At 50.3% G+C, this 26993-nt stretch carries 22 protein-coding genes and 1 pseudogene; 12 read left to right on the plus strand and 11 right to left on the minus strand.

Annotated elements, in window-relative coordinates:
• Window positions 1-33: 33 nt before the first annotated feature.
• The 4 genes from HV352_RS14120 to HV352_RS14130 form a co-directional block, all read right to left on the minus strand.
• The gene (locus HV352_RS14120; RefSeq protein WP_135912879.1) at window positions 34-579 is read right to left on the minus strand and encodes a replication protein P; all 546 of its coding nucleotides are present in this window, start codon (window positions 577-579) and stop codon (window positions 34-36) included.
• Entirely contained in the window at window positions 491-1402 is a 912-nt protein-coding gene (locus HV352_RS23715) for a DnaT-like ssDNA-binding domain-containing protein (protein WP_048236453.1), read from the minus strand. Before HV352_RS23715 ends, HV352_RS14120 begins: the two co-directional genes overlap by 89 nt.
• 252 nt (window positions 1403-1654) lie before the next feature.
• Window positions 1655-2209 carry a toxin YdaT family protein gene (locus tag HV352_RS14125; protein ID WP_181633803.1) on the minus strand — a complete coding sequence of 185 codons (555 nt, stop codon included), beginning with the start codon at window positions 2207-2209 and terminating at the stop codon, window positions 1655-1657.
• A gap of 2 nt (window positions 2210-2211) precedes the next feature.
• Window positions 2212-2439: a YdaS family helix-turn-helix protein gene (locus HV352_RS14130; protein ID WP_047357952.1), complete on the minus strand. Its 228-nt coding sequence runs from the start codon at window positions 2437-2439 to the stop codon at window positions 2212-2214.
• A gap of 130 nt (window positions 2440-2569) precedes the next feature.
• On the opposite strand from HV352_RS14130, the gene HV352_RS14135 reads away from it, so the two are divergent.
• Window positions 2570-2977 carry a helix-turn-helix domain-containing protein gene (locus tag HV352_RS14135; RefSeq protein ID WP_167394269.1) on the plus strand — a complete coding sequence of 136 codons (408 nt, stop codon included), beginning with the start codon at window positions 2570-2572 and terminating at the stop codon, window positions 2975-2977.
• 356 nt (window positions 2978-3333) lie between these two features.
• Here HV352_RS14135 and HV352_RS14140 read toward each other — a convergent pair whose 3' ends face one another.
• Window positions 3334-3648, minus strand: coding sequence for a hypothetical protein (locus HV352_RS14140; RefSeq protein WP_071681809.1), 315 nt, complete (start codon window positions 3646-3648; stop codon window positions 3334-3336).
• A gap of 84 nt (window positions 3649-3732) precedes the next feature.
• On the opposite strand from HV352_RS14140, the pseudogene HV352_RS23720 reads away from it, so the two are divergent.
• The 8 genes and pseudogenes from HV352_RS23720 to roxA form a co-directional block, all read left to right on the plus strand.
• Window positions 3733-3876 (plus strand): annotated as a pseudogene (locus HV352_RS23720) (hypothetical protein); the annotation flags it as partial.
• A gap of 45 nt (window positions 3877-3921) precedes the next feature.
• Entirely contained in the window at window positions 3922-4260 is a 339-nt protein-coding gene (locus tag HV352_RS14145; RefSeq protein WP_249415444.1) for an Rrf2 family transcriptional regulator, read from the plus strand.
• 141 nt (window positions 4261-4401) lie between these two features.
• Window positions 4402-6873, plus strand: coding sequence for an exonuclease (locus HV352_RS14150; RefSeq protein WP_181635478.1), 2472 nt, complete (start codon window positions 4402-4404; stop codon window positions 6871-6873).
• Window positions 6874-6939: 66 nt separating this feature from the next.
• The gene (gene xisR, locus HV352_RS14155) at window positions 6940-7155 is read left to right on the plus strand and encodes an excisionase family protein (RefSeq protein WP_003832298.1); all 216 of its coding nucleotides are present in this window, start codon (window positions 6940-6942) and stop codon (window positions 7153-7155) included.
• A complete protein-coding gene (locus HV352_RS14160; RefSeq protein WP_057064235.1) occupies window positions 7155-8441 on the plus strand; it encodes a site-specific integrase in 1287 nt (428 codons plus the stop codon). Before xisR ends, HV352_RS14160 begins: the two co-directional genes overlap by 1 nt.
• Window positions 8442-8514: 73 nt before the next feature.
• Entirely contained in the window at window positions 8515-9186 is a 672-nt protein-coding gene (gene phoP, locus HV352_RS14165) for a two-component system response regulator PhoP (RefSeq protein WP_003846709.1), read from the plus strand.
• Window positions 9186-10649: a two-component system sensor histidine kinase PhoQ gene (phoQ, locus tag HV352_RS14170; protein ID WP_046274777.1), complete on the plus strand. Its 1464-nt coding sequence runs from the start codon at window positions 9186-9188 to the stop codon at window positions 10647-10649. Before phoP ends, phoQ begins: the two co-directional genes overlap by 1 nt.
• Before the next feature lie 92 nt (window positions 10650-10741).
• On the plus strand, window positions 10742-11863 hold the full coding sequence (gene roxA, locus HV352_RS14175) for a [50S ribosomal protein L16]-arginine 3-hydroxylase (RefSeq protein WP_016152697.1): 1122 nt from the start codon (window positions 10742-10744) through the stop codon (window positions 11861-11863).
• Between the two features lie 104 nt (window positions 11864-11967).
• On the opposite strand, the gene pepT is transcribed toward roxA, so the two are convergent.
• Complete coding sequence (pepT, locus tag HV352_RS14180) at window positions 11968-13194, minus strand: peptidase T (RefSeq protein ID WP_080858658.1); 1227 nt, start codon at window positions 13192-13194, stop codon at window positions 11968-11970.
• Between the two features lie 250 nt (window positions 13195-13444).
• On the opposite strand from pepT, the gene potA reads away from it, so the two are divergent.
• The 3 genes from potA (at window position 13445) to HV352_RS14195 (ending at window position 16494) form a co-directional block, all read left to right on the plus strand.
• A complete protein-coding gene (potA, locus tag HV352_RS14185; protein ID WP_016152695.1) occupies window positions 13445-14581 on the plus strand; it encodes a spermidine/putrescine ABC transporter ATP-binding protein PotA in 1137 nt (378 codons plus the stop codon).
• Window positions 14565-15428, plus strand: a complete 864-nt coding sequence (gene potB, locus HV352_RS14190; RefSeq protein ID WP_016150058.1) for a spermidine/putrescine ABC transporter permease PotB — start codon at window positions 14565-14567, stop codon at window positions 15426-15428. The genes potA and potB overlap by 17 nt, the downstream gene beginning before the upstream one ends.
• An 832-nt stretch (window positions 15429-16260) precedes the next feature.
• Window positions 16261-16494, plus strand: coding sequence for a hypothetical protein (locus tag HV352_RS14195; protein WP_029139493.1), 234 nt, complete (start codon window positions 16261-16263; stop codon window positions 16492-16494).
• A 19-nt stretch (window positions 16495-16513) separates the two neighbouring features.
• Here the strand turns inward: HV352_RS14195 and HV352_RS14200 are convergent, their stop codons facing one another.
• The 5 genes from HV352_RS14200 to HV352_RS14215 form a co-directional block, all read right to left on the minus strand.
• Entirely contained in the window at window positions 16514-25096 is an 8583-nt protein-coding gene (locus HV352_RS14200) for a glucoamylase family protein (protein WP_181634823.1), read from the minus strand.
• A gap of 156 nt (window positions 25097-25252) precedes the next feature.
• Window positions 25253-25417: a YnfU family zinc-binding protein gene (locus tag HV352_RS23600; RefSeq protein ID WP_175299807.1), complete on the minus strand. Its 165-nt coding sequence runs from the start codon at window positions 25415-25417 to the stop codon at window positions 25253-25255.
• Window positions 25418-26114: 697 nt separating this feature from the next.
• Complete coding sequence (locus HV352_RS14205) at window positions 26115-26288, minus strand: addiction module toxin, GnsA/GnsB family (protein WP_016152691.1); 174 nt, start codon at window positions 26286-26288, stop codon at window positions 26115-26117.
• Between the two features lie 206 nt (window positions 26289-26494).
• Window positions 26495-26725 (minus strand): hypothetical protein, encoded by a 231-nt coding sequence (locus HV352_RS14210; protein ID WP_019076503.1) that lies wholly within the window; start codon window positions 26723-26725, stop codon window positions 26495-26497.
• Between the two features lie 73 nt (window positions 26726-26798).
• Entirely contained in the window at window positions 26799-26987 is a 189-nt protein-coding gene (locus HV352_RS14215; RefSeq protein ID WP_087121842.1) for a cold-shock protein, read from the minus strand.
• Window positions 26988-26993 lie beyond the last annotated feature (6 nt).

A 26993-nucleotide genomic window follows, 5' to 3' on the forward strand; every position in this document is an offset into this window, starting at 1 on the left:
AATTTCATTTCGTGTTTACAATTTGTTTATTCTTCAATTCGTTAACCCTGCCGCTTTTCGACGCCTGTATTCATCCATCAGTAGTTGCGCTGGCGTTGGTCCCGCCGGATGGTGCGGCGCCGCCAGTTGACGTCGAATTGGTGGCACACTTAGTCCGTTACCAACATGCTTCGACCACTTCGTAAGTAACTTTTCCGCCAGTCGTTTCAGTTCCCCCTCTGTCATTTGTCGTTCAACGCCCGTTCTGCGCATTTCGATGCAGATGTGATACAGCACGGGCTGAGGCCATGGATATTTATCGCTTCCTGAATACCGATATGACTCATTGCGCCAGCGCCGGTATTCCGTCATAACCTGCTCCGATGTCAGTCCGAATGGATTCGCCCCACTCTCTGAAACCAGAGAAACAAACTCAGCCAAGTCAGGCGGCCATGTATTTCCCATCGCGCAGCGCTCCATGCACTGCTGACAGACCAGCCGAATTTGAGGTTCAGTCATCGAACCTATCTGGGCTATCCAGATAGGCGAAGGCTCCGCCCCGTTTTTCTGGGTCCATCGGTTCGAATACACCTCCCCCATGACCTGCCACAGTCGCCAGGCTGTTTCCGTCGCCATCAAGTCCATTCCTGCGGCGCCACTCTGCGTGTGCTGACTGAATTTGCTGAACTGCCCGGGATGCTGTTGGTTCGGATCCTGCTCCCACATGACTGTTACCTCCGGTTTCTGGTTTTACCTGCGTTCTAACCCGGGCTACATGTCGGGCAAATTTTTGTTCCCACTGGATTTGTGTAAAAACTTTCCCTTCCGACTCCCAATACGCGGTGAATTCTGCGAGTTCAGTCAGAAGGTAATCTGGTTCAGGCAGGGAGATACCCCACGATGCAGCGCGCTGTCGGAAGTCTCTGGAGGGAAGCCAGCTATCTGTCATGCTGAATTTCCCGATCGGTTCATCAACACCGTCCAGGTATCGGGGCATGGCCGGGGATGGCAGTACATCCCCATTCGGATTTTTCATCGCGCCCGCGTTAAGAGAGGGGTTTAAGATCTGTTTACTGCTTACTGCTTTCTGGATACCTGATGGCAAAGGTTTAGCCAAAGACTTAGCCTTATCCTTAGGCAAGGCGAAAGCCTTATCAAAAGCCGTCCCCATAGCGTCAGAAACCCCGTAGCAGGCGGCTTTGAGAGCTTCATATGCTTTATCTTTCAGTGAACATTCAGGCAGTAATTCAAACGATCTTGCCCATGATTTGATCACGTTCACTGATGCTGGCGGGTTATGTTTCACCGCGTTAGGCAACCAAAAAACTCTGGCTTTAAGGTCGGCTTCCACCATACCTAACGCTATGGCTTCGCCTAAGGCTAAGTCGAAGGCTTCGACATCCCAGTTTAATTCTTCGGCCATAGCCGCCCTTCCCGCCTTATACAGCCCGGGAATAATCCCTGTGAATGGACCCGTAAGCAGGTAAATAAACAGACTCTGCCCACTTGGCGGGAGTGGTGATAAGGCTCGAAACTTAGGATCATCCCACATGGTGATCTTCACCTTACGGTAAGGCTCGTTACTAGCCTTACTCTTAGGCATGGCCTTAGCCAAAGGATTAGGCATACTTCACCCCGCGAGTTGCAGTAATAATGGTCATTGGTCAAAACTCGATTAAAACAATTGCGGCGCTACGGCGCTTATGCTCGCCAGTAGTGGTCCCGCCGCATCAGCAGGTAACATGTTGAATAATGCGATTGCCGCCTCACGAATTTCCTTCTCGAGCTTTTGTAATGGCGCGCCAATTAATTTCGCATGGTGTGCCTCACTGCATTCTTTGATAGCGTTCGCCACCAGCTCTGCTTCTGTGCTCGCATTACTTAATCCGTGCTTTCTGGCAATCTGAACTGGCATAGCAGCAATAATTGAACCTGACAGTTGCATAACGTAAGCCGTGTACTTTTCCGAACCGCCCTCGTTTTTCAGGTATCGGAATAAATTCTGTTTATTAACAGCAATTCCCCGTCCATCTGCTTTGGCCCACTCTTCAGCCACCAGCTGAGTGATCCGTTCCTGTGCCTGTCCTGGTAATGTCGATTCCCATTCACGAACGGCGGCCAATATGGCACGGTGCTGAATGCCGTCACGGCGCTGGGGTTTAAAATGATTTTCCGTTTTCAACGGAATAGCTAAACGTTGGCTATGATGTTGATACGTGGCTGATTGCATGATTAAGCCTCCTTTTGAGGTAAACCATCAGTGGGGTTTGGATAAAGGTCCGGTCGCAACTCGTGTGGCGTAATTTGCCAATTGAGAGCTTTGGATACACGAACAACAAGCTCGCCGGGTACCTTTTTCTTGAACCATCCATTAACTGTTTGAGCTCGCCGATTTAGACGGCGCCCCAGTTCTGCCTGACTGCATATAGCTAACATTTTCTTTTGTGTTGTGAGCTTCATTGATTTGTCTCGAGTAGTGAACGTGAAACGAGTAAATCAAATTATTTCGATATCGTCAAATTATATCGATAGGTTGAGCTACAGATAAAATCTGTATAATCGGATGTATGTTTTTGAGCGGGCTAGGAATATGAACTTCGGAAAGCGATTACAAAAAGCCATCCATGATCTTGGAATATCTCAATCGGAACTTGCACGCAGACTGGGAGTAAAAGCCCAGTCAGTAAATGGCTGGTGTAACTCTAATATACTTCCAAGAGCTGACATCCTAGATAGGCTACAGTCCGCTACAGGCTATCCACTCTATTGGTTTTTTCTTGAAGAAACTGAAGCTGACACTATTCCTGCCATAACATCAGAAAAAAAACGTCAACCTCAGTCGGCCCAGGAACAAAAGCTACTGGAGCAATTTGAGCTTTTGCCCACTGACGATGAGAGAGAAAAGATAATTAAGTTGATCGAACTGCGTCTGCAAGAGCTAGATGATGTAGCCACTGCTTACCTAAAAAAACGAAAGATAATCCCCAGTAACGAGTAACCCCTCCACTCCTGCACCCTTCATAAAGCACGCGAAATCAATCCGATAAACTAATCGGTGAGCTGTTCACACTCATTAATATCGATTTAATTTGACATATATCGATTCAATCGATAATACTATTTCCAACACAAAGACAGTCATCGAGGCAGGACGCCCACGAAGTAGCTGCCGGCGGCATACGAATCACCGGATGAGATGGCGAACATTAATGCGCAGCAGTCAGTACCGTTCCGCTTGCCAGCGATAAGGCTAAATGAAGAACCGCCCTGTATCACTGTTACTGGACACAGGGACAGAGTGTTGAGGGAAACATTATGAGGATCGAAATAACTAAAGTTGGAGGCAAGGTTTGCTTAGTCATATCCCCTATCAAGTTCTCTGTCGCGGATCGCATAGCTACTGCCATGGAAAACAGCGAAATCGTTGCAGCTCTTGGTGCTTATTTCACAGCCATTGGAGAGGCACCAAACGGAGAACTCGTTGGGCTCTATCTCTATTTTAATAACTTGGATACCGCTACGTTCGTAACGCTCAATCATTTGATTGAAACGGATGAGCCAGTCCCGATAGTCATCAGGTAATACCCACGAATCGGTCAGAACTTCTTTACAGGAATCATACTGTGCGCGGTTCTTGAACCAAAAAACACTTATTGGTCGAGCGGCCATTTTTATGTCCTTGCTGGCTAGATGGGAAATACCAGCTTACCACCGAGCCTGAAATGGAGAAATGACCGGTAAAACAAGGAAACCAAAATGATTGATTTTGCGCGTAGACCAGCGCGGTGTCAGGCCGTACATCTAAATCGCATTGAAGTAATCATTCGACTGATTTGCTACATGCTCGCCCAGAAGGGCGACCCGTCTGCCGACCAACAGACTGCAGTTCGTTCATAACGAGTTTGACCAATGGCTGTTGCCAGCATCAGTAAGGAAGTGACTATGGAGTTTGGAATGAAACGTGTGGTGGCTTCAGTTCAGGCCGTTGCCATCCTCAACAAGATTTACAACGGCAGTCCGGTTTCCATCGCATCAATCAGCAAGGAATCAAAGCTGTCTGTGTCTTACCTCGAGCAGATTTTCTCGAAGCTGCGCAGCAGTGAAATCGTCACCAGCCAGCGTGGTGCTGGTGGCGGATACCACCTTAGTAAAGCAAATCCCAGCGTGGCTGACGTCGTTCGGGCCGTTACTCACACGCCTGATTCATTTGAGCCCGTGCTGAATGCTCTGGAGTGGGTCCCAGTCGCACAGCTGGTACAGGGAAAATCCCCTACCCCATAAAGCACAAAACCCGCGCAAGGCGGGTTAAGTACCCGGTCAGCCGACCAAAGCTTTCCGGAACGAGTTTTGACCAATAACCACTACCTTAGGCGGCGATCATCAGCTGCCGGGTATCTTACAATCCTATGGAGCCCGAACGCAATGTTAACGTATGCGTATCTTATTAAAGCCAAAGCGAAAGCAACTGAGGCAAAAAACCTGTTTTGCTGGTTCTCTGCGAAATCAGATTCCCGTGCAGAACGCGAAATCCTCAATATTCTCGAAGACAACGATATTGCCGTCGGTCGTGGCGCCGACTATCAATTACCTGTCCGCACCAACTGGTTTGTTGTTGACGATCTTCCTGAGGAAAGCACACTTGATGACACATGGTGCGATCGTTACGAACTGGCAGAAGACCAGCAGACGTGGCAACCGAAACAGAAGCCTGCTAATGAAAATCTGGAGACTTCCGGCCAGCAAACACCTGAAACTACCAGTGCCAATGTCCCCACCAGCGATGCACCAGCATTGCTCCGCCCCATATCTCGCCTGCGCCTGTCTCAGCGACTGATTGCGCACCTGGTCAATGACACTGAAGAGAAGGAAATCAGTGAAGCGCAGCACATCCAGATCGGGCAAATGGTACTGAACGAAAATGATCTCTATGTACAAAACCTGTTACAGGCCGTTTCGAATGTGCCAGCGGTGAAAGAGCTTTCTGCTCATGTCGAGTGGAAGCTGACAAGCGCTGTAAAAGAAGTCTTCGACCGTGAGCAGGTCTATACCGTTGCTTCATTTGAGCAATTTATTACCGAATGGATTGAAGAACCAGAAAAGCGAGCTCTTACCGTTCAGGAGTGGGTTAATCAAAAGAAAGCAGGAGTTGCGGGTGATGAACATGCCACTCCACCTGTAACGCCAGAGCTTATTACCGTTGCGACTCTGCCGCTACGCCAGCGCCTCTTAGCTCAGTTTATTTCTGAAGAATATGCTTACCATATTGATACTGAGCAGAAGAAAACCATTCAAGAACTCGAGCTGGATGTGGATAACAGCTATGTGCAGAACCTGCTGCTTGCCGCCGAGAATGTAGAACCATTCAGGAAGGCGCCAGAGATCGATATCTGGAAGATTGTCAGCGCGCTGAAAACCGTTTTTCCGGTTGATGGAAAACGAGTTGAACTGGTCACCGTCATTCAGTTCTTTAAGGCCTGGTTCAATACTGAGCACATTGACCGTGGGCTGCTGGTTAAAGAGTGGTGTAAGGGCAATCGTGTGTCGCAGATTCAGCGCACTGACTCCGGAACCAACGCTGGTGGAGGCAATAAGACCGATCGCAACCCGGAACTTGTCCACACGCTGGATACTCTGGACATTGATATTGCGCTGGCCACACTTCCAATGGATTTCAACATCTACGATATTCCTGGTGGCGTTTTCCGTCGTGCAAAAGAGATCATTTCTAAAAACGAAAGCCCTTTCAAAGAGTGGTCCGCCGCCCTGCGCAAACGCGCTGGTATCCTGGATTATTCCCGCGCCGCTATTTTCGCGCTTATACGTAGTGCAGAAGAAAACACTCACCATTTCCCGGAACTGCTGAGCCGTTACATCAACAAAAACCTGACTGAAACCGACCACCAGCACCCAACTGAAGAAACTCTGGCGGCAGCCGGTCACGTACCAGAAAAAAGCTGGGAAAACGAGATTAAAGAGAAGTCCACAGCTGAACAGAAGGCAATAACCGAGCAACCAGAAATCGCCAACATGGGCAACGGTGTTTTCTCCATTGATGGCCTGATGGGTAACCAGCCGGCGCCAGCGCTTTCTGTCGTAGACCAGGTACGCCAGCGCGCGGTCGAAGAAAAATTACATCAAGCCAATACCGAGGAAACCACCAGCGATGTGCAGATGGAAAAAACTGACAACAGCGAAATCAAAGCCAATCCTGATGTGCCTCAGGGCGAAGCAGCAGCTTTGCCAGTTGAAAGCACTGATGCAACTGGTGAGCCTCCAGCTTCCCTGAATAATGAACCCGTTCACTATGTAGATACGGATCACCTGAACGCTTTTTATACTCACCTGATGGTTGATTTGGAAACTATGGGCAGCGGTCCTGATGCACCAATAGTCTCTATCGGCGCTGTATTTTTCGAGCCTTCAACTGGTAACACTGGTGCCGAATTTTACCAGGTTGTCAGTCTTGAATCATCGATGTCGTTTGGCATGAAACCGGATGCGTCAACAATTCAGTGGTGGTTGAAACAATCATCTGAAGCCCGTTCTGCAATTCTGGTTGATGAGGCCATGGGGCTGCGTGAAACCCTTGAACTACTGGCTGACTTTATTGCTGAAAATGCTGCTAACGGTAGCCACACTGTTCAGCTGTGGGGTAATGGATGCTCGTTTGATAACGTCATTCTCCGCCGCGCATATGCATTAACAGAAACTCCCTTCGCTGTTCCGTTCTGGAATGACAGGGACGTAAGGACCATGGTTGAACTGGGTAAATCTGTCGGTATCAACCCGCGCTTCGACATCCCGTTTGAAGGCGACATGCACAATGCGCTTTCTGACGCCCGGCATCAGGTCAAATACGTATCTGCAATCTGGCAGCACCTGACAAAAAACTGATTTTAGGTTTTCACTTACAGCCAGCTGCAGCATGTACTGTTGTGGCTGGCGGCATCGGAGTTATGTATGTCGCAACTCATTTTCAGCGAAGAGTGGATGGTTGAAGCGCGACTAACAGAAAAGACCGGCTTGTCGGAAAGACAAATTAAAAGTTATCGGTTGAATTTGTGGATCGAAGGCGTGCATTTCAAACATCTGACAGCTCTCGGGGAAACTGACAATTCGAAAGGTCTGCTTTGGTACAACTATCCAAAGATTAACCAATTAGTACAGGAAGCATGATGGACTTTCCAACCGGCGTTGAGCTGCATAATGGAAAAATACGGATCACATTTACCTATCGCGGCAAACGTTGCCGCGAAGTCCTTCGGGGCTGGACGGTGAACAGCAGCAACATCAAAAAAGCTGGAAATCTTCGCGCGCTCATCACAAGTGAAATACAGCTCGGTAAGTTCGACTATGCGGAACGCTTCCCGGAATCCAAAGCGCTTAAGAAGTTCATCACAACCAAAAAAATCACCACGTTTAAAGAACTGAGTGATTTTTTTACAGACACCAAAGCCTTAGAGGTATCTGGTGCAACACTGCTATCGCTTACTTCGGTCGTAAATACGTTACTGCGTGTAATCGGAGAAAATACCCGTCTGGTAGATATTGAGCATGCCGATATTTTGCATTACCGAAAGGAGTTATTGACCGGGACAATTATTAACCCGGCAATGCCGAATCTGGCCAGGCAGGGCCGCGCGCCCTCAACAGTCAATAAACAGATGGCAGTTTTATCAGAAATGCTTAAGCTCGCAAACCGAAGCCAGTTTATATTGCATGCTCCTTATGAAGGAGTGTCGCGACTCAAGTTATCTAAAAATGATCCCGACCCACTTTTACTTCATGAGTACCAGGCACTGATAGCCGCCCTTCCCCGTAGCCAGGCATTAATCATCATTGTTGCCGTACATACGGGGATGAGGCCGGGCGAGATATGCGCCCTGGCATGGGAAGACATTGATTTGGTAAAAGGTGAAATCCACGTATCCAGAAGTTTGACGAATAAGCGAGTATTTGTACCCCCTAAGACAGATGCCGGAATAAGGACGATAACGTTGCTTAAACCTGCTCTGGATGCACTGAAGGAACAATACGAAGTCACCGGCGCTAATCCGAAGCAAGAAATTCGATTTCACCATCGGGAGATCGGAAAAACTGAGCAGCAATCTCTTCGCTTCGTTTTTTCACCGACAGCATATTCGTCAAAAAAAGGCAGTTACTTCTCCAAGAACTCGATTGCCTATGGCTGGAAGCGAGGCACTAAACTTGCCAATATCCGCGAAAGGAATCCTTATCAGTCACGGCATACCTACGCATGCTGGACGTTGATGGCCGGAGCGAATCCGTCATTCATAGCGAGTCAGATGGGACATGAAGATGCGCGAATGGTGTACGAGGTTTACTCCAAGTGGATTGGCGACATGAACCAGGATCAGGTCAACATGCTGAACAATCAGATGCCAACGGCATTGCCCCCAGGACGCCCCCACGGGCAGGGGAGCATGAGAAAAGTTATTTAATTTCATAGCGCTGCTTCCAATCCACATAATCAGCGTTAAACTATTTATACCGTTATTTTAGGGAGAAACGATGATGCGCGTACTGGTTGTCGAGGATAATGCTTTATTACGCCACCACCTCAAGGTTCAGTTACAGGATTTAGGGCATCAGGTGGATGATGCAGAAGATGCGAAGGAAGCGGACTATTATCTGAATGAACATCTGCCGGATATCGCGATCGTTGATTTAGGACTCCCCGATGAAGACGGTTTGTCATTGATCCGCCGTTGGCGTAGCAATGAGGTTTCGTTGCCGATTCTGGTGTTAACCGCGCGTGAAGGCTGGCAGGACAAGGTGGAAGTACTCAGCGCCGGAGCCGACGATTACGTCACCAAACCGTTTCATATCGAAGAGGTGGCTGCGCGCATGCAGGCACTTATGCGTCGCAACAGCGGTCTGGCATCGCAGATTATCTCTCTTCCTCCTTTCCAGGTGGACCTCTCTCGACGCGAGTTATCCGTCAATGATGAAGTTATCAAGCTCACGGCGTTCGAATACACCATTATGGAAACACTTATCCGTAATAACGGCAAAGTGGTCAGTAAAGATTCGCTCATGTTACAGCTTTACCCGGATGCCGAGCTGCGTGAAAGCCACACCATTGATGTTCTGATGGGGCGTCTGCGTAAAAAAATACAGGCGCAATACCCGGATGATGTCATCACCACCGTGCGTGGCCAGGGATATCTTTTTGAACTGCGCTAATGAATAAATTATTGCGTCATTTTTTCCCGTTATCACTGCGGTTGCGCTTTTTACTGGCAACCGCGGGCGTGGTATTGGTGCTTTCGCTGGCCTACGGCATGGTTGCCCTGGTGGGCTACAGCGTCAGCTTTGATAAAACAACGTTCCGCCTGCTGCGGGGTGAAAGTAACCTGTTCTATACCCTGGCAAAATGGGAGAACGGTAAGATAAACGTCGAGCTGCCTGAGAATCTCGATATGCAAAGCCCAACAATGTCGCTGATCTATAACGAAGACGGTGAGTTGTTGTGGGCGCAGCGCAATGTTCCCTGGCTGACGCACAGTATCCAACCGGAATGGCTAAAAGCGAACGGTTTTCATGAGATTGAAGCCAATGTAGATGCCACCAGCACCTTACTGGGCGAAGATCACTCCGCTCAGCAGCAGCTAAAAGAAGTCAGAGAAGATGACGACGATGCCGAAATGACCCACTCGGTCGCCGTGAACGTCTACCCCGCCACTGCCAGAATGCCACAGTTGACCATTGTGGTTGTCGATACCATTCCTATTGAGCTAAAGCGCTCGTATATGGTCTGGAGTTGGTTTATTTATGTGCTGGTCGCCAATCTGTTGCTGGTCATTCCGCTGTTATGGGTAGCCGCCTGGTGGAGTCTGCGGCCTATCGAATCGCTGGCGCGTGAAGTCCGTGAGCTTGAGGAACATCATCGAGAGATGCTAAACCCCGCCACCACGCGCGAACTGACCAGCCTGGTCCGCAATCTTAATCGACTTTTAAAAAGCGAACGCGAGCGCTACGACAAATACCGTACGACGTTAACAGACCTCACCCATAGCCTGAAAACACCGCTGGCGGTATTACAGAGTACGCTCCGCTCGATGCGTAATGAAAAAATGAACGTAAGCGACGCGGAACCCATCATGCTGGAACAAATCAGCCGTATTTCCCAGCAGATTGGCTATTACCTGCATCGCGCCAGCATGCGTGGTAGCAGCGTGCTGCTTAGCCGCGAACTGCATCCGGTCGCGCCGTTGCTGGATAAACTCACCTCGGCGCTAAATAAGGTGTATCAGCGTAAAGGCGTGAACATAAATCTCGATATCTCACCCGAAATCAGTTTTGTGGGCGAACAGAACGATTTTGTCGAAGTGATGGGCAACGTGCTGGATAACGCATGTAAATATTGTCTGGAGTTTGTCGAGATTTCAGCGCATCTGTCCGAAGATCAGCTACACATTCTGGTTGAAGATGATGGTCCAGGTATTCCGCAAAGCAAACGGGAAGTGGTGTTTGACCGTGGACAACGTGTCGATACGTTACGACCAGGGCAAGGCGTTGGACTGGCGGTGGCGCGAGAAATCACCGAACAGTATGACGGGCAGATTATTGCAGGCGATAGCCTGCTGGGTGGCGCGCGCATGGAAGTTATTTTTGGCCGCCAGCAGCCGGGGCAAAAAGACGAGTAATCGCCGCATGTAATAAATATGTACTGATTTCCCGCTTGCGGTTAAGTATCCGTTATAATCGGTTGCATATACCAGCCTGCGGGATGCTCATTATGGAATACCAACTCACACTTAACTGGCCCGATTTTCTTGAACGCCACTGGCAGAAACGCCCGGTGGTCTTAAAACGCGGGTTTAACAACTTTATTGATCCACTCTCTCCTGACGAACTGGCTGGACTGGCAATGGAAAGCGAAGTCGACAGCCGACTCGTCAGCCACCAGGACGGTAAATGGCAGGTTAGCCACGGTCCGTTCGAAAGCTATGATCATCTCGGCGAGAACAACTGGTCGCTGCTGGTACAGGCGGTCAATCACTGGCATGAGCCAACCGCCGCGCTGATGCGTCCGTTTCGCGAACTGCCGGACTGGCGGATTGACGATCTGATGATCTCCTTCTCAGTACCCGGCGGCGGCGTTGGCCCACATCTTGATCAGTACGATGTGTTTATCATTCAGGGAACCGGGCGACGTCGCTGGCGCGTGGGCGAAAAACTGCAGTTGAAGCAGCACTGTCCTCACCCGGACCTGCTGCAGGTCGCCCCGTTTGAAGCCATCATCGATGAAGAGCTGGAACCCGGCGATATCCTGTACATTCCACCAGGATTCCCGCACGAAGGCTATGCGCTGGAAAACGCCATGAACTATTCGGTCGGTTTCCGCGCGCCGAATACTCGCGAACTGATCAGCGGGTTCGCCGATTACGTTTTGCAACGTGAGCTGGGCAGCACGTATTACAGCGATCCTGACCTGCCGCCGCGCGATCATCCGGCTGACGTTCTGCCGCAGGAAATGGACAAGCTGCGTGAAATGATGCTCGGACTGATTAATCAGCCGGAACATTTCCAGCAGTGGTTTGGCGAGTTTATATCTCAGTCTCGTCATGAGCTGGATATTGCTCCACCGGAGCCGCCGTATCAGCCAGACGAAATTTACGATGCCCTGAAGCAAGGGGATGTGTTAGTGCGTCTGGGCGGATTGCGCGTATTGCGCATCGGCGATGACGTCTACGCCAACGGTGAGAAAATTGATTCCCCGCATCGCCCTGCCCTGGAAGCGCTTGCCAGCCATATTGTTCTGACGGCCGAGAACTTTGAGGATGCGCTGGAAGATCCGTCTTTCCTTGCCATGCTTGCCGCACTGGTTAACAGCGGATACTGGTTCTTCGAAGGATAATACGAACGGTGCCTGATGCGACGCTAGCGCGTCCTATCAGGCCTTTTGGAGTGAAATACTGTAGGCCGGAAAAGCAAAGCGCTATCCGGCATCTATCGATAAATTTACAGCTGCTTTGCGGTTAATTCCGCAATACGTACAATCACCCGCACCGCTTTTTCCATTCCTTCCAAAGTTACAAACTCATGTTTACCATGATAGTTGTAGCCTCCGGTGAACAGATTCGGACACGGTAACCCCATAAACGACAGCTGCGCGCCGTCGGTGCCGCCACGAATAGGTTTCAGCACCGGCTCAATATCGCAATCGCGCATCGCCTTCTGAGCGATATCCAGCACGTGCGGATGCTCAATCACTTTTTCGCGCATATTGTAGTAGCTGTCTTCAATCACCAGTTCGATATAGCAATCCGGGTGTAACCCTTTGCCGACCTTTTTGGCGATCTCCATGATCTTGCGTTTGCGCGCTTCAAACTGCTTGCGGTCAAAATCACGGATGATGTAGTGCATATCCGCCCGATCGACCGTCCCTTTCATGCTCGCCAGATGATAAAAGCCTTCGTAGCCTTCCGTCGTTTCCGGGCTTTCGTCTGCCGGAACCTCAGCATGAATACGAGCAGCCAGCGACAGCGCATTCACCATCACCCCTTTTGCGGTACCGGGATGGACATTGTTGCCGACAATTTTGATATTAACCGACGCAGCGTTGAAGTTTTCAAATTCCAGCTCTCCCACGCCACCGCCGTCAACGGTATAGGCCCACTGCGCATCAAATGCCGCAACGTCAAAATGCTTCGCCCCTTTACCTACCTCTTCGTCCGGCGTAAAGGCCACGCGGATATCACCGTGCGGAATATCTTTTTGGATGAGCACCGCCAGCGCGGTCATGATTTCCGCCACGCCTGCTTTATCATCCGCGCCCAGCAGCGTTTTACCGTCTGTGGTGATCAGCGTCTGACCCAGAAGTTGATGCAGCACCGGGAACATCACCGGCGACAGAACTTCATCACCAATGCCTAACGCAATATCGCCGCCGCGATAGTTTTCAACGATTTGCGGATTAACGTTTTTACCGCTGAAATCCGGTGAGGTATCCACATGGGAAATAAAGCCGATCGCGGGAATATTGCCAGCAACGTTAGCGGGCAACGTGGCCATCAGCGTCCCCTTTTCGCTCAGTGAAATGTTAATCAGCCCCATCTCTTCGAGCTGTTGTTTGAGCAGTTGTAATAACTTCCACTGTCCTTCGGTGCTGGGTACCTGCCGCACGCCCGATTTTGATTGGGTGTCCAGCGACACGTAGTGTAAAAAACGCTCAAGTAGTTTATCCATGCAGTCACCCTCACTTTTTGTGACAACATTATCAATAAGCAACAAAAGACAAATATTGCGTCAGGTCACTTTTATCCCCGCAAGTGAGAATATTTCGCCCTGACATCCCCTCTGACTATAGGGCTAAGTCAGTAATTCGCAACAAGGATTGGCGATTACCATGGTTTGCCGTAGAATAACGGCCCTCATTAAGAGTCATCAAGGTGGTTAACCACGAACCCCGCAGCGGTCAGCCATCCGTTGCGTTTACATGGGACAGAGTAAAAAATTGAATAAACAACCGCGTTCGCTTTCTCCACTGGTGCAATTAGCGGGAATTCGCAAAAGTTTCGATGGCAAAGAGGTGATTTCCAGCCTGGATTTGACCATCAATAATGGCGAGTTTCTCACGCTGCTTGGCCCCTCTGGCTGCGGTAAAACAACCGTTCTTCGCCTGATTGCCGGTCTGGAAACGGTTGATTCCGGTCATATCATGTTGGACAACCAGGACATCACTCACGTTCCTGCGGAAAACCGCTACGTGAACACCGTCTTCCAAAGCTATGCGTTATTTCCCCACATGACCGTTTTTGAGAATGTGGCCTTTGGCTTACGCATGCAAAAAACGCCCGCAGCCGACATTCCTCCCCGCGTTACCGAAGCTCTGCGCATGGTGCAGCTGGAAGAGTTCGCCCAGCGAAAACCGCATCAACTCTCCGGTGGACAGCAGCAGCGCGTAGCGATTGCCCGAGCGGTGGTCAATAAACCCCGTTTACTCCTGTTAGACGAATCTCTCTCTGCGCTGGACTACAAACTGCGCAAGCAGATGCAGAACGAACTGAAAGCGCTGCAACGTAAGCTTGGTATCACCTTTGTCTTTGTCACTCACGATCAGGAAGAGGCGCTGACCATGTCAGACCGTATCGTGGTGATGCGCGATGGCAAGATTGAGCAGGACGGTACGCCGCGTGAAATCTACGAAGAGCCGAAAAATCTGTTTGTCGCCGGGTTTATCGGTGAGATCAATATGTTTAACGCGACGGTGATAGAACGTCTGGACGAACAGCGCGTTCGTGCTAACGTTGAAGGTCGCGAGTGCAATATTTATGTCAACTTCGCGGTGATTCCCGGGCAGAAGCTGCACGTCCTGTTACGCCCTGAAGATCTGCGCGTTGATGAAATCAACGACGACAATCATATCGAAGGACTGATCGGCTACGTGCGTGAACGCAACTACAAGGGCATGACGCTGGAGTCGGTTGTGGAACTGGAAAATGGCAAGATGGTGATGGTCAGTGAATTCTTCAACGAAGACGATCCTGACTTTGACCACTCTCTCGACCAGAAAATGGCGATTAACTGGGTAGAAAGCTGGGAGGTCGTACTGGCTGATGAAGAACACAAGTAAATTCCAGAGTGTGGTGATCGTCACCATTGTCGGTTGGCTTGTGTTATTTGTCTTTCTGCCCAACCTGATGATCATCGGCACCAGCTTTTTGACCCGCGACGACGCCAATTTCGTCAAAATGGTCTTTACGCTGGAAAACTATACACGCCTGCTCGATCCGCTCTATTTTGAGGTACTGGTTCACTCCCTCAATATGGCGCTGATTGCCACGCTCGCCTGTCTGGTGCTCGGCTATCCGTTTGCCTGGTTTTTGGTGAAACTGCCGGAAAAAGTGCGTCCATTGCTGCTGTTCCTGCTGATTGTTCCGTTCTGGACCAACTCGCTTATTCGCATCTACGGACTCAAAATATTCCTCAGCACCAAGGGCTACCTCAACGAATTTCTGTTGTGGCTCGGCGTTATCGATACCCCCATTCGCATCATGTTTACCCCCAGCGCGGTGATTATCGGCCTGGTGTACATCCTTCTGCCGTTTATGGTGATGCCGCTCTATTCCAGCATTGAAAAGCTCGATAAACCGCTGCTGGAAGCCGCGCGCGATTTGGGCGCCAGTAAACTTCAGACCTTCACCCGCATCATTATTCCGTTAACGATGCCGGGAATTATCGCCGGATGCCTGCTGGTTATGCTGCCCGCAATGGGGCTGTTTTACGTTTCCGACTTAATGGGCGGGGCGAAAAACCTGCTGATTGGCAACGTGATTAAAGTTCAGTTCCTGAACATCCGCGACTGGCCGTTCGGTGCTGCCACCAGCATTACGCTGACCATCGTCATGGGTCTGATGCTGCTGATCTACTGGCGCGCCTCCCGCTTGCTGAACAAGAAGGTTAGCGACATTGATAGTTAACCGCTATTACTCAATAAGTTAAAATGATCATGGCATGTTTTTTACCCTCAAGTAAACTGCATGCCAGGTCACGGACGGGGATAAGATTTGTAAAATCAGAAAGGAATTGTAAACGCGCAAAATTATGCCGTCATGATACGCATGAATTTATTATCGATATTCAAGAAATTGTCTTCTGGATTCATCATCTTCAAGGTACTCAAATGAGAGAAGGCGAATTTTGGTAAGGTTATAAAACCACTCGCAATCGTTTCGTTGAATAATTTCGCCAGGCTTGAAACATATTCCTGATGCTTCCCGGATAATCGCATATTTACCATTATTAAACCTGGCCCTGTGGATACAGAAAGATTGACCAACCTGCCCATGACAGCTGTTCGAAAGGATATGTCCTTCAATAAAAATAGATTTTTTAGATTTCATCATCATATCCTCTCAAACTGCAGTACAGGAGCAATATTGTCATTTCCCAACATCACTCACGTTAGGTGGCAGAAGCCGATCAGCCGCCGATACACCAGCATTCTGATGGTCTGAACAACAGCCCGCAGGCAGGGCACTCCAGAACCGCATCTTTTCTTAGTTTACCTGCTTTCTGATCGGCTCTGTATGCGCATACCGGGCAGGCAACATGCACCGGTCTTTCTTTAAAGTGCCTGAGTCCTTTTGTATAAGACATAAATAATTCTCTGAGGAACACAGTAATTATTATACGCCTTAATATAAAAATAACTGGCTTAAGTTATGTTAATTTATGATTAAATCAGGATATCAGATATTGAAAATTAAACGTCTGATTTATGATATAATACCCTTCCGTGAGAAATTTATCATGAAATCAGAAGACACCCTTGACTGGTACCCGGCCCAATTGCCACCAGTGAAAATTATTCTTGGCGAAGCCGTGCTGGCAGTGGGAAAACAGGGCCGACCTATTAATACCCGAACTTTGCTGGAATACCTTCAGGTCATGCAGGACAAGCAAAAAAAACGAGATGACAAAATCGCCATGCAGACAGCGATTGAGGTTCTCAGGGATAATCAGCGCATTAACGGCAGACGTTAATGCGCGTCCGGACTCAGTGTCAGTTCTGAATAATCTCAACCGTATGGTTTTGTCCATCATTCCGCAGCGGTATTCTGTCATCAGGGAGGAGAACACCATCCAATGTAACGCGATATTCTGCATCGCCGTGTGAGACACTAATCTGATAATGGCTTTCGCCATATTGATAAGTCATAGAAAAAGACGGCCACCCATCCGGCAACCGGGCATGAACCGTAAGGTCAGCACCGGAACGTTTTATCCCCAGTAATTCCTCGGTAAGTAAACGCCAGGCCCAGCCTGATGAACCGGTATACCAGCTCCATCCGGCACGTCCGATATGGGGAGCGACGCTGTAGACATCAGCGCTCATGACATAAGGCTCGGCTTTATAGATCCCGACTGAGTTCGCATTCAGAGTATGATTTATCGGGCTGAGCATCGACCAGAGTTGCCAGGCACGTTCGGCATTCCCCATTCGGGCAAATGCCATTACAGCCCAGATAGCGCCATGTGTATACTGCCCTCCGTTTTCCCGCACACCAGGCAGGTAGCCCTGTATGTAACCCGGATTTGGACCGTGCCCATCGAAAGGCGGTGTTAATAGTTTTATCAGTCCCCCCTCGCTATCCACAAGATGCTTATCCAGCGCCTGCATGGCCTTTGCGCACCGTCCCGGGCTAGCGGCCCCGGACAATACTGACCAGCTCTGGGCAATCGCATCAATCCGGCAGTCCTGTGAGGCTTTCGACCCCAAGGGAGTACCATCGTCAAAATATCCACGCCGGTACCATTCGCCATCCCAGGCGTGGGCTTCGAGATTGCTTTGCAAGCGCACAGCCTGTGAACGGCACATTGAGGCGACACTTTCATCCAGCCTGCGATCAGCCAGCGCCGCAAACCGCTGCAAAATGTCGAACAGAAAGAAGCCCAGCCAGACGCTTTCACCCTTGCCTTCGATCCCCACCCGGTTCATGCCGTCATTCCAGTCACCCGCCCCCATCAGCGGCAGACCATGCTCCCCGAACTGTTGTCCATACTTAATGGCTTTGACGCAGTGTAACCAGAGAGTCTCTTCGGTACCGCTGATCACCGGCGTATCATAGGCAGACTCTTCACCAGGCTGAAGCGGACGTCCCTCCAGATAAGGAATACATGTTTCCAGTACATCCATATCCCCCGTCGTTTCAACATAGTGGCAAACGGCAAGCGGAAGCCACAGATAGTCATCGGAACAGCGGGTGCGCACCCCGTTGCCGTGTGGCGGGTGCCACCAGTGCTGTACATCACCCTCAATAAATTGCCGTGATGCACACAGGATTATCTGTTCTCTCATCCGGTTCGGATCAGCATGACTCAGCGCCAGCGTATCCTGCAGTTGATCGCGAAAACCAAATGCGCCGCCGGACTGGTAGTAACCGCTGCGAGCCATCAGGCGACAGGCTACCGTCTGGTACAATAGCCAGCCATTCACCAGTAAATTTACCGATGTGTCGGGGGTGTTAACCACAATTTTATCAAGCACATTGTGCCAGTGGTTGTGAACCCGGTTCAGCTCCTCGCGGACCGTCTCCTCATTCATATAACGGGCAAGCGTCTCCTGAGCTCGAATATGATTCTCCTCTGCGCCGAGGATAAAAATAAACGTCCTCTGATCGCCATCAATTAATGTTACCGCCGATTGTACTGCCCCGCAGGGATCCAGACCGGCGCCCGTTTTACCTGAAAGCCTGCGTAGCTTCATGACCGACGGGGCGTACAGAGAACCATTACGACCGATAAATTCCCGGCGGTCCCCGGTCAACGAACAGTCATTACCGCTGACGGCAAAAAAGGCAGTACGACCGCTACCGTTATCACCATAAAAGTTGTTCGCCAGCACTCCGCAGCCGCCAGGCGGTCTGGCCGCATGTGTCACAATGTGAGGGGCTGAGCGAGTTCGTGTTTCTCCGAGCGTCCACTCCACATAGCCGGTGACGGAAAGTTTGCGTGTCCGCCCCGAAGAGTTACTGAGCGTCAGGAGCGCCAATTTAACCGGCGCCTCTTCGGCAACCAGAACCGTCAGCTCGCTGTCTATACCACTCTCTCGATGGGCAAACACGCTGTAACCAAAACCATGGCGGGTCAGGTAATCACCATGTCCGCGAACAGGTAAAGCCGTCGGTGACCAACACTCACCACTCTCTTCATCGCGCAGATAAAACGCCTCGCCGCTGCGATCGCTCACCGGATCGTTCTCCCACGGTGTCAAGCGGTATTCATGTGCATTCTCGTACCAGGAGTAGGCCTGTCCCGCCTCTGAAATCACAGTGCCAAAACGAGCATTTGCCAATACGTTTGACCAGGGGGCCGGTGTCTGCGCATCTTCCCGCAGGACAATCTGATATTCCCGACCATCCTGAGAAAATCCACCGTACCCATTGAAATGGCATAACTGACTGATATCGGGACTCCAGTCCGTATGTTGATTACGCTCGCGTACAGCCCGTGGAATGAGTGCTCTGGCCTGAGGTTTAAGGGTATGAGTACGCTGATTAAGCTGCTCATTGATACTGCCTGTGCGGTCATCAAGATAAAGACAGGCCACGCTCATCAAAAGCAACTTATCCTCAGCAGAGAGATGCTCGCCATTACGAACAAAAATACCGCCCGTTTTGTCCAGCAGACTGGCTTCAGACCCGGCATAAATTAAGTCCATAATCTGATTTTGTAAGCCCTGCTGGTAGCCGCCGGGACTGTTATTCAGGATAACCAAATCAACATCCAGTCCTTTCTGTCTCCAGTAACGGTGCGCCTGAATCAGTGTGGTCACTGAGGCAATACTTTCCTCGCTGGTAATACTGAGCAGCACTATCGGCAGATCGCCTGAAATTGCCCAGCCCCACAGACCGGACTGACCACGCCGGTTGCGGCTGATCGCCTGGCCTTCGGCGCGCAGCTCCTGGACAGGGTAAAGCACCGCGCTGGCAAGACGATTAAACAAAGTGGCATCATCTTCACTGGCGTTCATCTGGCGTAATACCACCAGACTGTGAGACCAGGCCAGTTCAAAGACGCGATCAGCGATAGGGTAATCGCGGTATTTTTCCAGCAACGCCAGGCTCTGCTGGCGGGTCTCACTGATGCCATAAATGATATCAATCGTGACCGGCTGCCCCGGCTGCAGAGTGATGGCGTGGCGTATTGCCAGGATCGGATCCAGCACTGACCCCGACGTATTGCTGAGCGCCCCGCCTGCCTTTATTGCCTGGGCATCCGCAGGGTTTCTGCCACGACCAAGAAATTTTGCCCTGTCTGTTTCAAACGAAACGTTATGACGGTTATCGCCATGCACCACCATCATGTGAAACAGGCAGGGACTCGCTTCACCCGGTGAACGCGGGCGCCGGTGGCAAAGAATAGCGTCACGCTCAGGATCCAGTTCCGTCTGAATAAACAGATTGCTAAATGCCGGGTGTGCCAGATCGCTGGCTTCAGGTGCCAGTACTACTTCGGCATAGGTTGTCAGTTCCAGAGAGCGAGGCTGGCGACCACGATGAATCAGTGTGAGTCGTCGCAGCTCAATATCATCCTCCGGGGAGATCACAACCTGAGTTTTGACGCTGAGCCCATCGAAAGTGCGTCTGAATTCAGCACTCGCATCGGTGAATATTACTTCTTCGTCATGCCCGCTGGTGTGGGCTGTCGGTTGCCAGGTATTGCTCGACACATTCCCCGTCTGTATATCGCGGATATAGCAAAATGCTCCCCAGTTATCGCGAGTGGTATCACTGCGCCAGCGCGTAAGCGCAATATTATTCCAGCGACTGTAGCCGCCGCCGCCCGTGGTCAACATCAGATGATAATGGTTGTTGGACAGCAGTTGAATATCCGGGGCCGGCGTGTCCACACCATAGAAAATACGGGGTTCATAGCGAACGGGTTTGACCCTGCCCTCATGAGATTCAAAATGACGGCGCGGACTGTACAGATCGACTGCATCCGGCACGCGTTCCTGTAACAGCAGGCTCGCTGAGCGGAAGACCGTACTGGACATGAAGCGTTCAGTCATCGGGGCGTCAAGTAGCACATGAGCCAGCGCCTGAAACGCCATGCCCTGGTGATGCGCCATCCAGGACTGAACCACCGCATAGAGCTGACCGGTTGCGAGGCGTGAGGGAGTATAGTCCAGCGCTTCATAAAAACCGTATTCACCATGTGCGCCATTTTTTTGCAGCCTGATCAGGTTCTCACAGGCTTTTTGTGGGGAGACCATCAACGCCAGCAGTGTGGCGTAAGGGGCGACAACCATGTCATCAGCAAGCCCCCTGCGCAGGCCGAGACCCGGCACACCAAATGCCTGATATTGATAATTATGCTGAACATCAAAAGCATGATAACCAGACTCTGAAACGCCCCACGGTACTCCGCGTTCTTTCCCCCAATGAATCTGGCGCATAACCGCCGACTGACTCATTTCATCGAGCAGGCTGCCAGGCCAGGCGGGCATTACCAGATTCGGCATCAGGTATTCAAACATTGACCCGCTCCATGACATCAGGGCTGTTTCATTGTCAATGGTGGTGAACAGTCGCCCAAGCGCGTACCAGCTTTTAAGAGGCAGTTGATTAGTGGCAATGGCAAGAAAGCTGGTCAGGCGGATTTCAGACGGCAGAAGATCGTAGTGGCTCTTGTCAGGCATATTCGTGTCACAGTTATAGCCAACACTGAGCAGACTGGTTGCTTCGCTGTACAGAAAGGCGAAATCCATCCGGGCATGCTCATCCAGCCGTTGTTCAAGTTCAGTGATAATATTGAGTCGCATCCGGGCCTGCTCCGTCGCTGACGCCGGGGGGGTTCCTACACCTGTAAATGTTGCGCGGGCAAGCTCGCATAAAGTCGGCAGCGTCTGTTCGTTCCAGGAGGCAGGTAACCAACCAAGCAGCAGCGTCCACTCATGGCAAAGCTGAACCAGTTGATGCTCCAGATGTCCTGCCCAACGCATCTGAAGAGGAGATCCCTGATGGCATAGCGTGTTCAGGTGATTGCACTGGGTGCGCATATTTTTCAGCTCGCTGAAAAATGTCTGCGGAGAGAGCGACACTGCGCTCAGGCAGTGTTTTCGCAGCAACCGCAAGCTGTCAGGCGGGTTCTGACCCCACTGTTTTTCCAGAATATCCAGCGTATCGTTCAGTCCTGCCAGTATCTGTTGGCGGTTTAAAACTGGCTGATGACGCATGGCGGACAGCCCTGCACGCAGCGTCAACAAATGCCCTGCCATGTTGCCGCTGTCAACGCTTGAGATATAGCGTGGGCTGAGGGGGGCCAGCGTACGAGTGTCATACCAGTTGTAGAGATGGCCCCGGTAGTGCTCCATTTTATCCATTGTGTCGAGCGTGAGCGACACGCGCCGGAGCACTTCCCCACCGGGCAGGTAGCCAAAGTCCCATGCTGTCAGGTTAGCCATGAGGGAAAGGCCAATATTGGTAGGAGAAGTTCGATGGGCCACCGTCGGCTGCGGTATTTCCTGGTAGTTATCAGGCGGAAGCCAGTTCTCTTTTTCTGTGGCAAAGGTTTCAAAAAACGCCCAGATTTCACGGCTTGTCTGGCGCAACAGCTGTTTTTGTTCCTGATTGGGTGAAAACACCTTACGCGCAGGCTGGCGACTCAGCCAGCTCATCAGCAGCGGTGCCACACACCATAACAAACCGATCGGCAACGCAATCCCCAGCAGTTGTGGAGCAAATTGTCCGGTCAGTATTATCAGCATCACACCACATGCAACATTCAGCCACATCGCCTGATAAAAACGCGCGACAGTGGGTCCGGCCTGATTGCTGTCCTGGCTGTGGCTGACCCACTGGCTGAGGTGACGCCTGCTGAACCCCAATCGCCATAAAGTCACGGCGATCGCTTTTAGCGAATATCCGGCTTCGTGCGGCAGTATCGCAAAATTAAGGCCGATACCTGACAAACGCTTCAGCGCACCCGCCCCTACCAGTAACAGATGCGGCTTCAGGCGGCGACGCAGAGGTTTATGCAGCAGGTCATGGGTGATGCAGAGGATGGTTGGCAACAGCCATATCAGCGACAGTACGCCCAGCCAGTAAACCGGATTAGGTACCCCAAGCAGGGTGAAGAACAGCAATACCAGTAATGAGGGGGCGACCAGACTGCGACGCAGATTATCAAGTAATTTCCAGTAAGAAAGCGCGGTCAGCGGATTCCTGGTCTGGGTTCCATCGGCTCTTCTGACACGTGGTTTCAGCCAGTTAAGCAGTTGCCAGTCACCCCGGATCCAGCGTGAACGGCGTGCAACATCCGACAGATAATTATTCGGGTACTGTTCATAGAGTAACACCTCACTGAGCAGACCCGAACGTGCATAGCATCCTTCGAGTAGATCATGGCTGAGAACCAGGTTTTCCGGGCAGGTGTTGGCAGTGGCCTGCATAAAAATGTCAACATCGTAAATCCCTTTGCCCACGAACGATCCTTCCCCAAAAAGATCCTGATAGATATCCGAAGACATCATCGAATAGGGATTATTGCCCGGTATGCTGCTGCGCATGGCGGCGTAACGTCCCTGACCGTTGCGTGGTATCTCCTCCGCAAGGCCAGGTTGTAAAATGCCAAATCCTTTGACAACCCTCTGGCGTACCGGATCATACTCTGGCGTATTCAGCGGATGCGCCATCGTCGCGACCAGTTTGTGCGCCGTATCGCGCGGCAGCACCGTATCACTGTCCAGGGTAATGACGTATTTAATATGGCCCGGTAAAAGGTTAGCAGGCATGTCTGCAACGCTGACGAATTGTGTCCCTGGATGGCGCAACCAACTGTTCAGTAACGCCAGTTTTCCCCGCTTGCGTTCATAGCCCATCCACGTTCCTTCCGCAGGGTTCCATTCAGGCTGGCGGTGTAGCAGGTAAAAACGCGGGCGGCTGGAGGGATAGCGGCGATTCAGCGCCTGCGTATCGGCGATCGCCTGTCTGAGCAGCATCTGGCTTTCCGGCGAGGGTTCATTTGCAGAATCAGCGAAATCAGTGAGCAGCGCAAACCTGAGATTTTCGTTTTCATTCCCCAGCCAGCAGACTTCAAGACTGGTGAGGAGTTGGCTGAAACTTGCGTGGCTGGTCAGCATGCAGGGGATGACTAACAGAGTGGCGCTGTCAGGGGGAATGCCGGTTGAGAAATCCATCCGCGGCAAGGGGCGAGGAACGCGAAAACGGGTGGTGGCGTCACTGAGTAAATCGCTCATTAACTGAGTTACAGCGATAATCAGAGGGAATATCACCGCGATCAACAGCCAGTCTGCGCCCTGCATGGCTGTTTCGTGCAAAATCGCTGCGGTCGTTGCGGTTGTCAACAACGCCAGGCTTCCAAGCCATGACAGCAGGGTTATTCTGTTGAAACTGTGCCGCAAGCGCATGAGCCTTGAGGTGTCTGCTAACAGATGAATTTCCAGCGCCTGCCGACCTTCGCCTGCGAGATAATAACCAATATGATGTTCCAGTGAATCGGGAGCACTGTTTCCTGAAAGCGTCAGCACCCTGTCAGCAACTTCAGGCTCGCTGAGACCACTGTCTCTGGCCAGGACCTCAACAACGTGCCGGTAATGATCCCGGGTATTGAAGTGCATCCGAGGATAGATACCGGCAGGATCATTGCGTAATGCCTGTTCGACGACACTTATCGTTTCGGCGAAATCAGCCCAATCCGTTTCACTCAGTAATCGCAGACCCGCGATACTGTTACTGACAGATAGCTGGCTGGCGGCAAGCTGTTGATTGAAATTATGTATGAGAACGTCGGTGGTGATCCCCTGTTCCCGAAGGCACTGATCAACCCAGGTCAGAGGTAACGACAGCGCATTGCCATGCCCCTGCAGGCGCCGCACCAGCTCTGCGACAAACGCACTGGTTAACGTAGGTCGGGAGCGTGCCATATCGGCAACCACCATGATTAAATCGCCAGGGGCATTCTCTGCACATCCGAAAATCTTTGTTATCCACATATCAGCCAGCGTTCTGTCCTGCTGCGCTTTGATCACTTCGATACTGATACGACGAAGATTTTCTATCAGCGCCAGGCGCAGCATTCCCGGTAACGCCCAGACTTCACCTAATGTCAGCGGGGTCACCTGTTGATAGGCGGTGAGATAGCTGGTCAGGCTGGCGGCATCCCAGCGCCCGTCACCGTGAGCAATGGCCTCTGATGCAATATTGTAAATTCGTGGGCAATTCAGCGGCGACATCAGCGACGGGAGACCTTTACCAAAGCTTTTCGGCAAGTGCTGGCGGACAGTGCGGATTTGTTCCTCAATCAGATAATAATTGTCCAGTAACCACTCCCCGGCAGGCATGATACTGGTCTTTTTACCCGCGTTAAGCTCATAACAACTTTGGGTAATGATGGCCTCATTCTCGCCGAGTCTTTTTAGAAGATAATAAGGATGTTTATCCGGCGATAATTTATGGGTCCGTGCGAGCTTCTGACCGTAGCGTTCCATCTGGGCGGTCGAAAAGAGTTCTGACTGCAGCGTGCTTTCACCGGCAGGATCGTTCGCCGAAAACGTTACGCTTTCGGGAGCATTCATCGGAATATGGGAGCGGTTAAACCACGCCCTGGGGTTCATTTTCATAGCATTGCTCTGATGCAGAGTTAGCATGCAGGAGCAGTTGCGAAATCAGTTCAGAAACGTTCTCTCAGGATGGGCGTAAGGCATCAGGGATTTAACAGCTGCCGGGATTTGACTTAAGTATAGAACACCGGGTTTAGGTGCAACTAAGTGTCAGGATTATCGTGGTGAAACAAACAGTGTTTTACAGCCAGGGCACAGCATTGTCTGCTTAAGGCGAATTTTAGAAATAGATTGGGATGAACGTAAGCCGCAGGCCGGGCAGATGACAGTAGTCGTCGATACGCCGCCGAGGTACTTCATTGCGTAATCGATGAGAGACATGATGATTACCCTTTCGATGAATGAGATTCACTGTACCACGTTTGGATAAAATTTAACCATTTAATTTATCTTCCTATTTTTTATCCAAAAGGGGGATATCACAGGGTAGATGACGACGTTTGCCAAGATAGATATTTGCAGCCACAGGGGCCGTTGAGACCGTTGCTCCGCCACTCTTCGATACGGCTCTCTGCAGTCCGCTCTGGTATACAATGACCCGCTTCGATATTTCTTCCGGGAAATACTATGATATTTACCCTGAACTTTTCCTTTATTCCTTAGTCTAATAATCAAATCCATCTGAAATGAAGAAAATTTATGATTACCAGCCTTTCATTGGTATTTACCGTCATTACCGCTCTGTGCATTATGTTGTTTGCTGCGGTAAAAGTAGGAGTTGGGTTATCTAACAATCCCGACCGAAATGATAATTAACCCATTCGCAGGCTACTACGTCATCCCACTCCCCTCAATGTGATACCCACTGACCACGAAATATTCGACAAGTGCATTCCCTGCCCTGAGCCAGCAGTAGCCCGATAGCGCGGGCTGGCATCGGAAAGGCCCCATTAAAAAATCAGGCCTTGTCTCTATGGTTAAAAATGAAGGTTTTGACAACATCCAAATTTTTTGACAGTAATAAAAAAGCATTACCTTTTAAGATAATGCTTTTCATTCAAGCTGGGTCTTTTAACAATTAGATCAATGTAATTTTAATATCATAGCTTTCAAGCCCAGTCATTTTTTCACGAGCAGTAAACTGGATGTCGGAAACTTCTTTTCCTGTCTTTTTTTTGAGTTCAACAATTTTTTTTGTAATGAATTCAGAAATATCCGCTTCAGTTTTTGTTTTTAACTCTTCGACGTTCATTATTTACCTCTCTTGATCTCTAACGTATCAACGCCAAGTATGTAACATTCCCCGTGGAGCACTTATAACAGCGCTGACATGTTTAAAAGATAGAATGGAAAGACTCAATAATCAAGAGGTTGCAGTGCAATCTTCATACAAGAAAAGCGCAAAAAACCTGCAAACCACTGGACTACTATCTCGGTCGGTAAAGAAACAATCAGATGTCACTTCAAAAGCTTCGATGCTGCCTCGAGAATCTCTTCGGAACTGACATCGCGATCAGAGGCAACATAAACTATTTTATGGTCTCCTGTCAGAGATGGAAATCCTGCTGACATCACGGACAGGTGTGCTTTTTCCCCATTGGGAAACTCACGCATTATCGAAGTAATTCCCTTCATTACGGATACAACAACTGCCGGTTCTGAGTTAAAAAAAACGATTACTTTTTTCATAATGATACCGTGATTGTTCGTACAAAGATGAACGGTTTAGCATACAAAAAAGGCTCCATAAGGAACCTGAACTTTATTTTCTAAAATCTAACAAAGTCTGACCAGAACGAATGTATAGCGCAATATTGTCAAATGTAATCATTACCGATTTGCAAAAAATACATTTTGCTCCGAAAGGATTTTTTTCAGTAACATCAAAGCTCGACGTTCTGTACTGAGATCCGTGGCAACACGGGCATCTGAAGTGAATATGATGTGTAATAACAGT

The sequence above is a fragment of the Citrobacter sp. RHBSTW-01044 genome, from assembly GCF_013781945.1.
Classification (GTDB): Bacteria; Pseudomonadota; Gammaproteobacteria; order Enterobacterales; family Enterobacteriaceae; genus Citrobacter; species Citrobacter braakii.

Bases quoted from the DNA above. Each gene is read 5' to 3' on its own strand.
- HV352_RS14120 (WP_135912879.1), bottom strand. From the start codon at position 579: ATGGGGGAGGTGTATTCGAACCGATGGACCCAGAAAAACGGGGCGGAG.
- HV352_RS23715 (WP_048236453.1), bottom strand. From the start codon at position 1,402: ATGGCCGAAGAATTAAACTGGGATGTCGAAGCCTTCGACTTAGCCTTA.
- HV352_RS14125 (WP_181633803.1), bottom strand. From the start codon at position 2,209: ATGCAATCAGCCACGTATCAACATCATAGCCAACGTTTAGCTATTCCG.
- HV352_RS14130 (WP_047357952.1), bottom strand. From the start codon at position 2,439: ATGAAGCTCACAACACAAAAGAAAATGTTAGCTATATGCAGTCAGGCA.
- HV352_RS14135 (WP_167394269.1), top strand. From the start codon at position 2,570: ATGAACTTCGGAAAGCGATTACAAAAAGCCATCCATGATCTTGGAATA.
- HV352_RS14140 (WP_071681809.1), bottom strand. From the start codon at position 3,648: ATGGCCGCTCGACCAATAAGTGTTTTTTGGTTCAAGAACCGCGCACAG.
- HV352_RS14145 (WP_249415444.1), top strand. From the start codon at position 3,922: ATGGAGTTTGGAATGAAACGTGTGGTGGCTTCAGTTCAGGCCGTTGCC.
- HV352_RS14150 (WP_181635478.1), top strand. From the start codon at position 4,402: ATGTTAACGTATGCGTATCTTATTAAAGCCAAAGCGAAAGCAACTGAG.
- xisR (WP_003832298.1), top strand. From the start codon at position 6,940: ATGTCGCAACTCATTTTCAGCGAAGAGTGGATGGTTGAAGCGCGACTA.
- HV352_RS14160 (WP_057064235.1), top strand. From the start codon at position 7,155: ATGGACTTTCCAACCGGCGTTGAGCTGCATAATGGAAAAATACGGATC.
- phoP (WP_003846709.1), top strand. From the start codon at position 8,515: ATGCGCGTACTGGTTGTCGAGGATAATGCTTTATTACGCCACCACCTC.
- phoQ (WP_046274777.1), top strand. From the start codon at position 9,186: ATGAATAAATTATTGCGTCATTTTTTCCCGTTATCACTGCGGTTGCGC.
- roxA (WP_016152697.1), top strand. From the start codon at position 10,742: ATGGAATACCAACTCACACTTAACTGGCCCGATTTTCTTGAACGCCAC.
- pepT (WP_080858658.1), bottom strand. From the start codon at position 13,194: ATGGATAAACTACTTGAGCGTTTTTTACACTACGTGTCGCTGGACACC.
- potA (WP_016152695.1), top strand. From the start codon at position 13,445: ATGGGACAGAGTAAAAAATTGAATAAACAACCGCGTTCGCTTTCTCCA.
- potB (WP_016150058.1), top strand. From the start codon at position 14,565: ATGAAGAACACAAGTAAATTCCAGAGTGTGGTGATCGTCACCATTGTC.
- HV352_RS14195 (WP_029139493.1), top strand. From the start codon at position 16,261: ATGAAATCAGAAGACACCCTTGACTGGTACCCGGCCCAATTGCCACCA.
- HV352_RS14200 (WP_181634823.1), bottom strand. From the start codon at position 25,096: ATGAAAATGAACCCCAGGGCGTGGTTTAACCGCTCCCATATTCCGATG.
- HV352_RS23600 (WP_175299807.1), bottom strand. From the start codon at position 25,417: ATGTCTCTCATCGATTACGCAATGAAGTACCTCGGCGGCGTATCGACG.
- HV352_RS14205 (WP_016152691.1), bottom strand. From the start codon at position 26,288: ATGAACGTCGAAGAGTTAAAAACAAAAACTGAAGCGGATATTTCTGAA.
- HV352_RS14210 (WP_019076503.1), bottom strand. From the start codon at position 26,725: ATGAAAAAAGTAATCGTTTTTTTTAACTCAGAACCGGCAGTTGTTGTA.